This window comes from Acetobacter okinawensis, assembly GCF_002153655.1.
Taxonomy (GTDB): Bacteria; Pseudomonadota; Alphaproteobacteria; order Acetobacterales; family Acetobacteraceae; genus Acetobacter; species Acetobacter okinawensis_A.
In genome coordinates this window covers 1-13,477 of the sequence record NZ_JOPJ01000026.1, presented here as the reverse complement: position 1 = coordinate 13,477, position 13,477 = coordinate 1, and the positions used below count along the sequence as shown (strand labels likewise).

13 protein-coding genes and 1 pseudogene are annotated in these 13,477 nt (G+C 54.5%); 11 read left to right on the top strand and 3 right to left on the bottom strand.

Annotated elements, in window-relative coordinates; translation table 11 throughout:
* The first annotated feature begins 22 nt into the window (after positions 1-22).
* On the top strand, positions 23-1,285 hold the full coding sequence (locus HK26_RS10390; RefSeq protein WP_086639714.1) for an MFS transporter: 1,263 nt from the start codon (positions 23-25) through the stop codon (positions 1,283-1,285).
* A gap of 334 nt (positions 1,286-1,619) precedes the next feature.
* Here the strand turns inward: HK26_RS10390 and HK26_RS10385 are convergent, their stop codons facing one another.
* Entirely contained in the window at positions 1,620-1,865 is a 246-nt protein-coding gene (locus tag HK26_RS10385) for a hypervirulence associated TUDOR domain-containing protein (RefSeq protein WP_257640971.1), read from the bottom strand.
* Positions 1,866-2,117: 252 nt separating this feature from the next.
* Between HK26_RS10385 and HK26_RS10380 the strand changes: the two genes are divergently transcribed.
* The 10 genes from HK26_RS10380 to HK26_RS10335 all read left to right on the top strand — a co-directional run bounded on the left by HK26_RS10380 (position 2,118) and on the right by HK26_RS10335 (position 12,488).
* On the top strand, positions 2,118-3,521 hold the full coding sequence (locus HK26_RS10380) for an aminotransferase-like domain-containing protein (RefSeq protein ID WP_086639730.1): 1,404 nt from the start codon (positions 2,118-2,120) through the stop codon (positions 3,519-3,521).
* 337 nt (positions 3,522-3,858) lie between these two features.
* Positions 3,859-4,341, top strand: coding sequence for an MSMEG_0572/Sll0783 family nitrogen starvation response protein (locus HK26_RS10375; protein WP_086639713.1), 483 nt, complete (start codon positions 3,859-3,861; stop codon positions 4,339-4,341).
* A gap of 25 nt (positions 4,342-4,366) precedes the next feature.
* Positions 4,367-5,347, top strand: a complete 981-nt coding sequence (locus HK26_RS10370) for a Nit6803 family nitrilase (RefSeq protein WP_086639712.1) — start codon at positions 4,367-4,369, stop codon at positions 5,345-5,347.
* A complete protein-coding gene (locus tag HK26_RS10365) occupies positions 5,344-6,453 on the top strand; it encodes an MSMEG_0568 family radical SAM protein (protein WP_086639711.1) in 1,110 nt (369 codons plus the stop codon). Before HK26_RS10370 ends, HK26_RS10365 begins: the two co-directional genes overlap by 4 nt.
* On the top strand, positions 6,450-7,013 hold the full coding sequence (locus HK26_RS10360; protein WP_086639710.1) for an MSMEG_0567/Sll0786 family nitrogen starvation N-acetyltransferase: 564 nt from the start codon (positions 6,450-6,452) through the stop codon (positions 7,011-7,013). Before HK26_RS10365 ends, HK26_RS10360 begins: the two co-directional genes overlap by 4 nt.
* Complete coding sequence (locus HK26_RS10355; protein ID WP_257640973.1) at positions 7,010-7,984, top strand: sll0787 family AIR synthase-like protein; 975 nt, start codon at positions 7,010-7,012, stop codon at positions 7,982-7,984. Before HK26_RS10360 ends, HK26_RS10355 begins: the two co-directional genes overlap by 4 nt.
* Positions 7,981-9,162 carry an MSMEG_0565 family glycosyltransferase gene (locus HK26_RS10350; protein ID WP_086639709.1) on the top strand — a complete coding sequence of 394 codons (1,182 nt, stop codon included), beginning with the start codon at positions 7,981-7,983 and terminating at the stop codon, positions 9,160-9,162. The genes HK26_RS10355 and HK26_RS10350 overlap by 4 nt, the downstream gene beginning before the upstream one ends.
* On the top strand, positions 9,150-9,437 hold the full coding sequence (locus tag HK26_RS10345; RefSeq protein ID WP_086639708.1) for an MSMEG_0570 family nitrogen starvation response protein: 288 nt from the start codon (positions 9,150-9,152) through the stop codon (positions 9,435-9,437). Before HK26_RS10350 ends, HK26_RS10345 begins: the two co-directional genes overlap by 13 nt.
* Before the next feature lie 15 nt (positions 9,438-9,452).
* Positions 9,453-10,700, top strand: coding sequence for an MSMEG_0569 family flavin-dependent oxidoreductase (locus HK26_RS10340; protein ID WP_086639707.1), 1,248 nt, complete (start codon positions 9,453-9,455; stop codon positions 10,698-10,700).
* 15 nt (positions 10,701-10,715) lie between these two features.
* Positions 10,716-12,488, top strand: coding sequence for an AMP-binding protein (locus HK26_RS10335; RefSeq protein WP_086639706.1), 1,773 nt, complete (start codon positions 10,716-10,718; stop codon positions 12,486-12,488).
* A 16-nt stretch (positions 12,489-12,504) separates the two neighbouring features.
* On the opposite strand, the gene HK26_RS10330 is transcribed toward HK26_RS10335, so the two are convergent.
* A complete protein-coding gene (locus HK26_RS10330) occupies positions 12,505-13,035 on the bottom strand; it encodes a c-type cytochrome (protein ID WP_086639705.1) in 531 nt (176 codons plus the stop codon).
* A gap of 7 nt (positions 13,036-13,042) precedes the next feature.
* Positions 13,043-13,477 (bottom strand): annotated as a pseudogene (locus HK26_RS13495) (FAD-dependent oxidoreductase); the annotation flags it as partial.

The window sequence follows — 13,477 nt, the reverse complement described above, 5'->3', positions numbered from 1 at the left end:
CAACAAGACAGAGCCAGAACTTATGCAGCATTTAGAAAGAAAGCGCGGGCAACCTTCTCGCTCCTTTGCCGTCTATGCAACGGTTATAGGGGGCGCTGTGGAGTGGTATGATCTCATATTATACACTCTGTATGCTGTGCTTTTTTCAAAACTATTTTTCCCGACCACGCATGGTGGCCTGTCTATTATTCTGAGCTTTGCGACCTTTGGCGTGTCTTTTATTATACGGCCTATGGGGGCCGTATTTCTGGGCGCATATTCAGACAAGTATGGTCGCCGCCGCGCTCTGGCTCTGTCTTCTTTTTTAATGATGCTTGGAACAGGTCTTCTTGCTGTTGCACCCACATATGCCACGTTGGGTGTTGCAGCACCTTTGCTTGTTGTTTTTTCACGGGTTTTACAGGGTATTGCGGCAGGGGGCGAATTTGGCAGTGCCGCTACTATGCTGGCCGAACGAAACCCAGAATTGCGTGGTTTTTATTCCAGTTTGCAACTCTCCGCGTCAGGGCTTTCCTTTGTTGTAGCATCCAGTGGGGGCTGGTTGCTGGTTCATTTTTTTAGTGATGCGGAAATTGCGCAGTGGGCTTGGCGGCTGCCATTTTTGTTTGGTTTTCTTATAGGCCCAGTTGCAACATGGAGCCGTTTGAGAATGGATGAATCCCCCGAGTTTAGAAAATACGAAAACCACAGTCCTACTCGGGAAATCCTTTTTTATGAACGAAGAAAAATTCTTGTAGCAACCTGTTTGACTGCTCTGGGCGCTTATGGGGTTTATCTTATTCTCTATTTGCCGACCTATGCTCAGTTATATTTAGGGTTTGACCGATCAAACGCGATGGTGGGTACAATTGCTGCGGGAATAGTCACAATGATTGCTCCGCCGATATTTGGATATTGGGGAGATAAAATAAAAAACCGGAATATATTGATGATATCTGGCGCAGCTCTGCTTGCAATTGCGGCGTATCCGGCTTTTATTTTTTTAAAAAATTACCCAACGGTCGTGAATATTGTTGTTGTTGAATCACTCATTACTGTTTTGGTTGAGGGGGCTTATTATGCAAATTTGAGTGGCATTTTATATTCTTGGTTTTCAGCCCGTAATCGTACCAGTGCTATTTCCGTGAGTTATTCTTTTGCTCAGCTTCTTTTTGGGGGGCTGACGCCTATGGTTTTATCTACGCTAATACAATATTATAATAATATACTTATTCCATCTCTTTTTCTTCTGATAGTATCTGTTGTTAGTTTTTTATCGATCTTGTATGTGAATGAAAGAAAATAATTTGTATATATTTTCACGTATATTTTAGGAGACTGTTTGAAAATCCGATCAGGTTTCAGATTTGTTGATGTATTGACGCGAGCAGAATTCTGTAAAGTGCAGCCTGACTTATGTGTCTTTGACCGGTTTTTCCTTGATATATTGGGTGCAGCAGGGGAGGGGGGCTCAAAGTGACATGTCGTGTGTGCTGGCATAAGTCGTTCTGTTCGTTTGCGGACCCGTCAGATGAGACAAAAAACGCCACCAGAGGTGACATCCGGGTTTATATAATGACGCCAGCAACTCACATCGCAGCAAATTTCAGAATATCATCTTAACAGAATGCGCCATGATTTTAGTCAATATGGGTTAAAGCCGAACCTTTATGGAATGCAACGTGACCGGTTTTGAGACTAACAATTTCATATTGTGGGGTTGTTGGTGTTGCATGATGTTGGTATCCGTTGACCATAAAAGGCGCAATATGCACGTTGCTGATACGGCCACTGACATAACCGGCTTCAGAATTCCAGGAGACAATATCGCCGACTTTAAAGGTATCTGATTGCACGATGATTTCCTTTTCCGAGGCATTAAACACTTAAAACACCTTAAAACCTCTGCTTAATTAATTCTATATTGTTGATAGGGCATGTGCATATTCACTTATGCATCATTGCGCAGACCAGTTAGCGGATAAACGGGGCCTGATCCGTGTGGATGGAAGCTCGCCGCGCCATAATTCTCAAGTGAATACGACGTAAAAATTGTAAAAAAATGCACAGAAATATTTCTGAAATCTGATTGTATGCTTACAATAGAGTTGGTGGCTAAAAATGTATGGAGATATTCTGTGTCGCAATATGCTTACCTTGCGCAGTGGAAAGAGGAGATCAACCGTGGCCCGGGTGCCGTTTACCTGACAATTGCGGATGCTCTGGCCCTTTCCATCCGTAAAGGTGACCTGAGGGAAGGGGACAGACTTCCTCCTCAGCGTACAATTGCAGAGTATCTTGGGGCCAATCTGACGACTGTCACCCGAGCATTTGCCGAGGCGCGCCGACGCGGCCTGATTGACGCAACAGTTGGTCGGGGCACCTTTGTGCGTGTCGGGGCGGGCGAGAGCCACTGGCGACATACAGGGCCAGCCGTGGTCGACCTGACCATGAACCTGCCTCCCATTCCACAAGACCCACCATTACAACGGATAATCCAGAGTGACATTGCCGCTATTCTAAAGCAGCAGGACCTGAATACTCTCATGTCTTACCGCGTCACCGGCGGCACGCTTGAGGAGCGGCAACTTGGCGCAAAATGGATTGCCCCTGTTATCGGGCATCGGCGCACGGACGAAATTCTTGTAGCCCCCGGTGCGCAAAGTGCTTTGGCGGCAATTGTCAGCACACATACACAACCCGGCGATGTCATTGTAACAGATCGCATTGCCTACCCCGGTATTAGGACCATAGCCGCACAGCTTGACCTTATTCTGGTCGGTGTTGATAGCGACAAAGATGGCATGATGCCCGGCCAACTCGACCAGATCTGCGCAGAACATCACCCCCGGTTGCTCTATTGCATTCCAACCATCCACAACCCCACGACAGCAACCATGCCTTTGCAAAGGCGCATGGATATTCTCAAGATCGCCCAGCACCATCACCTCCATATTATCGAAGATGACCCCTATAGCCTGCTAATGGATAGTCCACTCCCAGCTTTGGCATCCCTTGATCATGGTCGTGTTAGCTACGTGGCAACATTGGCCAAAACACTCAGTCCGGGCTTGCGTACGGCATATATTGCACTCCCCAGTGCCGACATGACCCGGCGTGTTGCGGCGGCTATCCGTGCCATTGCCTTGACCAACGCTGGCCTGCTGAGTGCGCTGACTGAGCGGTGGATGCAGACAGAGCAGGCTCACACAATCCTGCATGCCATCCGTAAAGAACTGCGCGTGCGTCAGGCTATTGCCCGCAAGGTACTGGGGGAGGAGCATTGCATGAACCCCGATGGCCCTCATGTCTGGTTAAAACTGCCTGACTGGTGGGGGAGTGCGGATTTTGTCGCATATGCGCGCAGGCGTGGTCTGGCGCTGGTGCCCAGCACGGTTTTCACTATTAGTGGCGAACCTCCTCAGCGTGCACGGATTGCGCTAGGTAGCGCACCAGATGTCGCAAGCCTTGAAGAATCCCTCCATGGTGTTTTGTCTGTGCTACAGCATAAACGCTCGCCAGGTTTTGCGGATATTGTGTAACCTGCTTGCGCGCCCGGAATCGCTGATCGTATCAGTTTTCGGGCCGCAACCCATCAGGCTATAGAAAACAAAAAAACCTTAATTCACGAATGCGTGATTTATAAATATAATTAAAACATGGGGTTACGAGAAATTTTTCTGTTTGTATGCAGGTGTTGTATTTTTTGTATGCTCCTGTCTTGATCAAAACTGAGCGTATGCCTTTGTTTGTTTCGATTGTACCTAATTTTCTAAGCATACAATATTTTACCTCTCCCCTATCCCGTGCCACGTTTTCCCACGCAACGCGGTCAGTCCCGGCGTTTTGCCACGGACCGCAACATATGGGAGAAATACCATGCCAAACGTCGAACATGCTCCGCACAAAGATGGCGATTGCTTTGTTAATTATGAAAACAAGGTTTTTGAAGACGTCAAAGCAAACCCCGGCGAAAAAGCTCTTATCACCTTTCACACTGTTGCCAATGAAGGCTCAGTTGGTTTTGTCAATCTTCTTCAGGCGACACGCCTGATCCGTAAAGGTTTTGAAACATCGGTTCTGCTGTATGGGCCGGGTGTGACCCTTGGTGTGCAGCGCGGCTTTCCCCGTCTGGGAGACGAGGCTTTTCCGGGGCATATGAACTGCAACAAGCAGATTGCAAAAATCCTTGAAGAAGGTGGAAAAGTTTATGCATGCCGCTTTGCGCTTCAGGCCCTTTACGGTTACGGCGAGCAGAACCTGATCCCCGGTATTACACCCATCAACCCGCAGGACGTGCTCGATATTATCCTGCTTGCCCGCCGTGACAACGCTTTCATTCTGAACACCTGGACTCTCTGATAGGTCAAAGGGAGGACCGCAAGCCATGTCCCGTATTGTTCGCGCTGCTGCCATCCAGATCACTCCCGTCTTTGGTGATGATGGTCTGGGTACAGCCCGGAAAGTCTGTCAGGCCATCCGCGATGCTGCCGAAAAAGGTGTAAAGCTCGCGGTCTTTCCTGAAACCTTTGTGCCGTATTACCCTTATTTTTCGTTTATTCAGCCCGCTTTTCGTTTTGGGGGCGAACATCTGGAACTATACGAACGCGCTGTTGTCATTCCCGGTCCCGTAACGGATATGGTGGCCGAAGCTGCCCGTGATACCGGAATGGTTGTGGTGTTAGGCGTGAATGAACGCGATTTTGGTACACTCTACAACACGCAGATCATTTTTGATGCAACGGGCCAGATCCTGCTCAAACGCCGTAAGATTACCCCCACGTACCATGAGCGCATGGTCTGGGGGCAGGGGGATGGTTCAGGCCTGAAAGTTGTAGAAAGTGCGGTGGGTCGTATCGGGGCTCTGGCGTGCTGGGAGCATTACAATCCACTGGCCCGGTATGCGTTGATGACCCAGCATGAGGAAATTCACTGCGCCCAGTTCCCCGGTTCACTGGTTGGTCAGGTTTTTGCTGATCAGATGGAAGTAACCATTCGCCACCATGCGTTGGAAGCAGGCTGTTTTGTCGTCAATGCCACCGGATGGCTTACGGATGAGCAGATTGCCGAAATAGCAGGCAATCCAGCGCTGGAAGGGCCACTGCGTGGTGGCTGCTTTACTGCCATTGTCTCGCCCGAAGGCAAGCTGCTGGGAACACCCCTGACACAGGGTGAAGGTATGGTGATCGCCGACCTTGACTTTGCACTTATTACCAAACGGAAGCGCATGATGGATTGTGTGGGTCATTATGCACGCCCCGAGCTGCTCAGCCTGCTACAGGATCGGCGGCCAGCGCAAACCGTTCATTACACTGGAGAAGGTGCTCAAGACCCGACGCTGGCAGATGCTGCGGAGGTGGCGCCATGACCATTCCAGCACTGGGCACGGTTTTTGGCCGCAAGCTGGTTACGGACCTACAGTCCTTTGGCCTGCAGATTGGCGAGTACACAGGCGGCATGACCCGTAAAGGTGGTGCAGGTCCATCGGATCACAAGACAATCACCATTGCGGGGCAGACGATCATGGTCCCGGTCTTTACGTCTGGAGCCCGGCGCTCCCCGTTTCAGGCCAGTCAGCCGGACCAGAATGGTGCCAGCATGCTGGTGCGCGATGGGCAATTGCTCGGCACCATCCATTTTCCGGCCGCTCCGCGTTTTTATGGGCTTACTACGGCAGATGGTATTCCTTATTGGAAAATTGCCTTGCTGCATGGGCGCGACACATTGGCAACCACGGTGCACCAGACCTGCATCCGGTATGCGGACCGGCGCACCTCCTGCCAGTTTTGCGCCATCGGTCAATCGTTGGAAGCCGGGCGGACCATCGCCTATAAAACACCAGCACAATTGGCAGAGGTGGCAAAAGCCGCCGTGGAATTAGACGGTGTGCGAGACATGGTGCTGACAACCGGCACGCCAAACATGGTTGATCGGGGAGCCGCCGTGCTGGCAGAGTCCGCACGTGCCATCCGGGCTGCGGTTGACCTGCCGCTTCAGGTCCAGTGCGAGCCACCACGCGATCATTCGTGGTTTCAGAGACTGCGTGATGCAGGCGCCGACAGCCTGGGCATGCATCTTGAGGCCGCAACGCAAGCCGTGCGGGAGCGGATTATGCCCGGCAAGGCTACGGTTAGCGTGACCCGTTACATGGAGGCTTTTGCGCAGGCTGTACCTGTTTTTGGGCGCGGGCAGGTCAATACCTATATTCTGGCTGGTCTTGGTGACAGCGCCACGGATATTCTGGCTCTGGCTGAACGGTTGATTGCCCTCGGGGTGTATCCTTTTGTGGTGCCATTTGTGCCCATTTCCGGCACCCCGCTTGAAAACCATGCGCCGCCGTCTGCCGAGTTCATGAAGTCCGTTCTGGCCCCACTGGGTCGGATGCTGCGAGAAGCCGGTATGAAGTCGACAGACATCCGGGCTGGTTGTGGCCGGTGTGGTGCCTGTTCCTCGCTGTCGGCTTACGAACAATGAGCACGTTCCTGGATGATGTAGCAGACAGGCCATTTATTCCCACGGAATATGTGGTGCGCCTTGCGCGCACACCATGGGAGCGTGCCGGCTACCATGCCCTGCGCCGTGACGTGTTCTGCACCGAGCAGAAGGTTTTCATCAATGATGACCGGGACGCTATTGATCAGGTTGCCATTCCTATTATCGCAGCCTGCTGCATGGCGGGGATACCAGACCGGATTGTAGGGGCTGTGCGTATTCATCAGGCCGAACCCGGCCTGTGGCGCGGTTCCCGTCTGGCTGTGCACGCAGAGCACCGCAAGCTTGGGCGTATTGGGGCGGAACTCATCCGTATGGCTGTCAGTACGGCGCATGGTCTTGGAGCCACACGCTTCCTCGCACAGGTGCAGGAACAGAATGTACTGTTCTTCCGTCGCCTGCACTGGAAAAGCCTTGGGAGCGTGATTCTGCATGGCCTGCTGCATCACGACATGCAGGCAGATTTATCCCGCTACCCTGCACACGGGCAGGACCAGACATGGCTGTTGCGCCCACAACCCCGGATACGGCAGGTCGCGTGATGGCGCACATGTTAACCTCGTTGCTGCATACGCTCCGCAACGCCCGCGCTCTTGCGGGCAAGCAGGATATTGCGCAGGCGGCGGCAATCCTTAAGCCCGACAACCCCGCAGCCATCCGTCTGGGGGATGACTGCGCGGCCATACCCGATGGGGACGGTTACCTCCTTCTGGCCAGTGAGGGTTTTCAGGATAGCTTTGTCCGCTCCATGCCGTGGTTTGCCGGATATTGCGGCGTCATGGTGAATGTGAGCGACATTGCCGCAATGGGTGGCCGTCCGGTGGCTGTGGTGGATGCGTTATGGAGCGATACGTCTGAGGCTGCGGCGTCTATCCTGACGGGGCTGCATGATGGCGCACGCACCTATGGCGTGCCCGTTGTTGGCGGGCATACCAACATGCGCAGTACTCACAACTCGCTTTCTGTCGCTATTCTCGGACGTGCGCGGCGTCTGCTCACCAGTTTTGATGCCCGCCCGGGCGAGGTGTTGATCGCAGCAATTGACCTGCGTGGTCGCTGGCATGATCCGCACCCGTTCTGGGATGCCAGCTCCGCATTGTGCAGCACCCAACAGGGAGCCCGACTGCGCGAGGATATGGAACTGCTGCCACGCATAGCCGAGGACGGTCTGAGCCGTGCCGCCAAGGATATCAGCATGGCCGGGGTGCTGGGAACCGCCCTGATGCTGGCAGAGTGTTCTGGTGTCGGCATGACCATCGCACTTGAGAACATTCCACGCCCTGAGCATGCCCCAATGGAGCGCTGGCTATCCGCATTCCCCAGCTATGGCTACCTGCTGACGGCCCGCCCAGAGGATGCACCCATCATTATGGCCCGTTTTCACGAACGGGGGATTGCTGCGGCTGTTATCGGTCAATGTAACGGCTCCCGGCAGCTTGATGTGACATGGGCCGACAGGACGGAAATATTCTGGGACCTTGCACAAGCACCGCTTATGGGGTTTGCGCCATGAGCCTGTCCATAGGCATTCTTACCCATTCGACCAACCCGCGGGGTGGGGTGGTGCATGGTATGGCATTGGCGGAAGCCCTGTGTGATGCCGGGCATGATGCAACCCTGATTGCCCCGGATGTAACGGGAGCGGGGTTTTTCCGTAAGCCCCGCTGTGCAACCCACTACATTCCGGCAGCACAGGTGCCAGACCTGCCAGCATTGGTGGAATGTCGTATCGGTGAAATTGCAAATGCCCTGCGGCATACGGCGTCCTTTGATGTGCTGCATGCTCAGGACCCGATTAGTGCTAACGCTCTTGCACAACTGGTGCGTGAAGGCAGGCTTGGGGGCTTTGCGCGCACGGTTCATCATCTGGACTGCTTTGCGGACCCCGGTGTCGCTGCCCGCCAGATACAGGGCCTGACAACTGCAACCGAGCTTTTTACGGTCAGCCAACTCTGGCAGGGCAGGATTCTGAACGACTACGGGCGGCATGCGCCTGTTGTGGGCAATGGTGTTGATCTGGCCAGATTTTCTCCAGAACCGGAGCTGCGTGACCATGCCTTGCGTGCCCGTTATACGCTTGCGCAGAACGCACGCCTTGTTCTGTCAGTCGGCGGGGTCGAGCGCCGTAAAAACACGCTGGGTCTGCTTGACGCATTTGAGGTACTGCACCGGGAGCACCCGGACCTGCATCTTGTTATTGCCGGGGGAGCCTCTTTGCTGGACCACTCCGGTTATCGTCATCTGTGTGACGAGCGGATAAGGCAGAGCGGTCTGGCGGCGGCCATAACCATAACGGGAACCGTCGCGGATGAGGACATGCCCGCGCTCTACCGGCAGTCGTCCGTGCTGGCCTATCCGTCGCAGACGGAGGGGTTTGGTCTGTGTCCGCTTGAGGCATTGGCCTGCGGTATGCCTGTGGTCGTGCCTTCCGTACCGCCCTTCACGGAACATCTTCAGTCTTATGAGGCACTCTGGTGTCAGCCAGACTACCCCGAGACACTTGTTTGCGCGTTGCGTCATGCCCTGAGCGCTCAAAGCCAGACCCGTTTTGAGATCAGCGGCCCTGCAACGGCTCGCCGTTTCGACTGGCATAGCGTGGCCAGTCGGCACCTTCCTGCATACCGGCGTCTGGCGGCTCTGCCGCATGCTGGTGTCCCTGCTTCAGGAGCTTTGTCACCATGCCTGAAATGACCTTTCGCGTGCGTTGGCCCGATGGAAAGGAGAGTGAGTGCTACTCCCCATCGCTCGTTATTCAAGACCACTTCACACCCGGTCAGGATTACCCGGTCCGGGACTTTTTGCAAAAGGCAGAAACGGCCCTGACACAGGCCAGTGACCGGGTTCTCGCGCGCTATGGCTTTGCGTGCAGCCGCGCGCTTGGGCAGCTTCAGGCTATCCGTCAGACCTGCACGCCTTTTCTTAATCAACCCGATGCGCAGGTGCGCGTCCTGTCATTCAAATCCTGAGACGAAAGAACGACCATGACCCAGAACGAAAAAAGCATCCCCGTCATTATCGTGGGTGGCGGACAGGCTGGTTTGTCCATGAGTTGGTACCTTTGCCGCGAGAAGGTGGAACATATCGTCTTTGAGGCAAAAACAGCCTGCCACTCGTGGGATGATGAGCGTTGGGATAATTTCTGTCTGGTGACGCCAAACTGGCAGTGCGAACTCCCCGGCCACCCGTACAAAGGGAGTGACCCGCACGGTTTTATGGTTAAGCAGGAAATTATTGATTACGTAAAAGGATTTGTGGACTCTTTTACGCCACCCTTGCGGGAGCACACCGCTGTTACCTCCATCACACGGCATGAATCCGGTGGTTATCGCGTGGTGGCTGGTCAGGAAGTATGGCACGCACAGCACGTCGTCATTGCATCAGGCGCGTATCAGGATGCCGTCATTCCCGGCTACGCCAGTGCAATTGACCCCGCCATCTATCAGGTTCATTCGCAGGACTATCGCAATGCGGCCGAACTGCCAGAAGGGGCTGTGCTGGTGGTGGGGAGTGGCCAGTCCGGTGCGCAGATCGTTGAGGATCTGTTCCTTGAAAAGCGCAAGCTCCACCTGTGCGTTGGTTCTGCTCCGCGTGTTTCACGCTTCTATCGTGGTCGTGATGTTGTGGACTGGCTCGCGGACATGCACTTTTATGACCTGACGGTGGATAACCACCCGTTGCGTGACGGCGCGCGGGACAAGACGAACCATTATGTCACGGGCCGGAATGGTGGCCATGATCTTGATCTGCGTCTTTTTGCCCAAAAAGGTGTTGGCCTGCATGGCACGTTGGAAAACATTCGTGATGAAGTGGCCCATTTTGCGCCAGACCTGAAAGATAATCTTGACGACGCGGACAAGACCAATGCCGACATCAAAAAATCCATTGATGCCTACATTGCCCGCGAAGGGATGAGTGCCCCGACCGAAGCGCCTTATGTGCCGGTATGGGAACCCGATGGCAAAAACATCCCGCTTGACCTCAAAGCCGCGGGCATTACCTCGATCATCTGGTGCATTGGTTTTCGTCCCGACTATCGCTGGATTGATGTGCCTGTTTTCAACGGAGCGAACAAACCACTCTGGAACCGTGGGGTAACCAATGCACCGGGCTTTTACTTCCTTGGCCTGCCGTGGCTGCATACATGGGGTTCGGGGCGATTTTCCGGTATCTCGCGTGATGCGGCGTGGCTTGCAGGTCAGATTACCGGCAAAACTGTGCCAGTAGCCTGAGCGGAGTTCAAAACCATGCTTCCATGGACTACGTATGAAGCCATGTACAACGCAGCCATAAACCAGCCAGAGCAATTCTGGCTGGATGCGGCCCGGCGCGTAACATGGGAGCAGCCACCCGTGACTGCGTGCCACGCGCGGGCAGACGGATGGCATGACTGGTTTGCCGGTGCCACGCTCAACACCTGCCATAACGCGTTGGACCGACATGTGCAGAGTGGGCGCGGCATGCAGGCTGCCCTGATATGGCATTCATGCGCAACAAACGAGCGTCATATCATCACCTATCAGGAGTTGCTGGGTAGGGTCTCCGGGTTTGCCGGTGGCTTGCGCTCACTCGGGGTGGGGCAGGGGGATCATGTTCTGATCGTTATGCCCACAATGGTTGAAACGGTCATTGCCATGCTGGCCTGTGCACGGATCGGGGCGGTGCATGTGGTGGTTTTTGCCGGTTACGCAGGGGCGGAACTTGCCCAGCGGATTGATGATGTGGCGCCAAAGGTCATTATTAGCGCCAGTTGCAGCTTTCAGGGGCGCAAGGTTGTTCCATCTGCACCTGTTCTGGATGCAGCCCTTGCCACAGCAAAGCACAGGCCACTGGCCTGCGTGGTTGTGCAGCGCCCGGCCTGCCCGGCAGCTCTTATGCCTGCGCGGGATTATGATTTCCATACGCTGGAGCACTCCGCTGCGGTTGATCCGGTCAGTCTGCGTTCTGAAGACCCATTATATATCCTGCATACATCCGGGACGACGGGCACAGCAAAAGGGATTGTGCGCGACAATGGTGGCCATGCTGTAGCGCTGGCCTTGTCTATGGCACTGATCTACGACTGCAAACCCGGTGATACGTTTTTAACCACATCGGATCTGGGGTGGGTTGTCGGTCACTCCTACGGCGTTTATGCACCGTTGATCAGCGGTTGTACCAGCGTGATCGTGGAAGGTGGTGCCTCAGCTTCTGCCATCCGTGCGCTCTGTTCTGATTACAAGGTCAGGTGTCTGTTTACCACGCCCACACAAATGCGGCTTATGCGACAGGAAAGTCGCCATCTGTCAGGAGTTATTCTGCCCGCACTTGCCCATATTTTTGTCGCCGGGGAATATGCAGACCCCACATTGCTGGGCTGGGCGCGCTCCTATTTCCGCAAACCTGTGGTCAATCACTGGTGGCAGACGGAAACCGGGTGGAGCATTACTGCGCATTTCTTTGGTCTGGAGGAGCAAGAACCAGCCGCACTCCAGAACGACATCGGGCGCCCCGCACCGGGGTTTAACCCGGTTATTGGGCCCAATCTTCCTCACGAACCCTGTGGCGAAATTGTCTTGTCCCTGCCACTACCCCCCGGTTGTCTGGCTGGGGTGTGGAAGGAGGGGGCTATCCGTGCACCTACAGTATATCTTGATGAAACAGGTCAGTACTATCGCACCTTTGATGAGGGGATGATTGATGCTGCTCGCGCTGTTCATATGCTTGGACGCTCTGATGATGTGATCAAAGTTGCCGGGCGACGGATTTCGGGCGTGCAGATTGAAAAGATCATTGCCTCCCACCCGGCAGTCCATGCCTGCGCTGTTGTTGCTGTTCCTGATGATCTACGAGGGCAGCGACCTGTTGCGTATGTGGTTCCCCTCGATGCGGCCTCCCCCCCGTCGTGCGAGGAGATTACCGGACAGGTCAGTCACGCGTTGGGTAGATGGGTTGGCCTGCGGGAGGTCCGCTTTGTCAGGCATCTGCCTACCACCGTGTCAGGAAAAATCAGGCGAAGGTCTTTGAGTGTCTGTTCATGAGCAGACACTTATCGTCTCATTGAGCATTTCCTGCGTTTTTTCTGGTATTTAACGCCGGCCGGGCAGTTGCAGCGCGTCCCGCTGCCGGAAAATGAAGTTTGGCTAACTGGTGCTCATCCACAGGTAGTGGTGTATTGCTGGAGGGGCGAACACCATTTTGGTGCAACAGAAATGCAACAAGTGCCACTGTATTGCCTGGGGATAGAGTGCCGGGAGCCATAAGGGGCATGGCGCGGGCGATGTATCCGGCTAGTTGGTCTAATGGCGTATTGGCCCAGCGGGCTGTAAAATAGTCCCCCAGATCAGGCACATCATGCCCGCCTTCAAGGTTTATGCCATGGCAAATGGCGCAGGTTCCCGCGTAAATCTGCGCGCCATAGGTGACCTGCTCGGCAGAAAAGGGAATAGCTGTTCCGGTGCTGTTTTGGTGATGTGCGGCTGCGTGCTGTTGCGTATCAGCCCACGCCGTTCCAGCAAGGTGAAGGCACACCACAGCCCATGCTGCAAGGAATGAATGCCGGAGGGCAAGGGGGTAAAAAAACATCATACCGTCCTTATCCATTGCGTGACTGAAAACGGGAGAAAAGATCACCCATAACGGTAATGGCTTTTTCCGCCTCTGCACGGTCGGCATGTTCAAAACTGTTCCCGACCCCGTCCATGTCTCCAAGGCCATACATGTCGTATCCTTGGATCATCACCCCATCGGATTTGGAGATCATGGCGACCCCTTTGTATTCCAGAGCATAAGGGGCATCGGGCTGGGGAGGGAGCCAGCTTGTCTGCCCGCGAATGGGAATGAGGGATTTGTCATTCCACCAATCCCGCGCAGCGTAGCCGGGGCAGTTGATAACCACACGCTCGGGCAGGTCCGCCAGATCAGCCGGGCTATGGAAGGCGCGGATAACAATGCGTCCCCCGGCCTGATGGAACTCCGAGAGCAGCAGATGGGCGTAAGCACCAAAATTATAGATCATGAGCGGTGTGCG

Coding starts and splice junctions, on each gene's coding strand:
- HK26_RS10390 (WP_086639714.1), top strand. CDS start 23: ATGCAGCATTTAGAAAGAAAGCGCGGGCAACCTTCTCGCTCCTTTGCC.
- HK26_RS10375 (WP_086639713.1), top strand. CDS start 3,859: ATGCCAAACGTCGAACATGCTCCGCACAAAGATGGCGATTGCTTTGTT.
- HK26_RS10370 (WP_086639712.1), top strand. CDS start 4,367: ATGTCCCGTATTGTTCGCGCTGCTGCCATCCAGATCACTCCCGTCTTT.
- HK26_RS10365 (WP_086639711.1), top strand. CDS start 5,344: ATGACCATTCCAGCACTGGGCACGGTTTTTGGCCGCAAGCTGGTTACG.
- HK26_RS10360 (WP_086639710.1), top strand. CDS start 6,450: ATGAGCACGTTCCTGGATGATGTAGCAGACAGGCCATTTATTCCCACG.
- HK26_RS10350 (WP_086639709.1), top strand. CDS start 7,981: ATGAGCCTGTCCATAGGCATTCTTACCCATTCGACCAACCCGCGGGGT.
- HK26_RS10345 (WP_086639708.1), top strand. CDS start 9,150: ATGCCTGAAATGACCTTTCGCGTGCGTTGGCCCGATGGAAAGGAGAGT.
- HK26_RS10340 (WP_086639707.1), top strand. CDS start 9,453: ATGACCCAGAACGAAAAAAGCATCCCCGTCATTATCGTGGGTGGCGGA.
- HK26_RS10335 (WP_086639706.1), top strand. CDS start 10,716: ATGCTTCCATGGACTACGTATGAAGCCATGTACAACGCAGCCATAAAC.
- HK26_RS10330 (WP_086639705.1), bottom strand. CDS start 13,035: ATGATGTTTTTTTACCCCCTTGCCCTCCGGCATTCATTCCTTGCAGCA.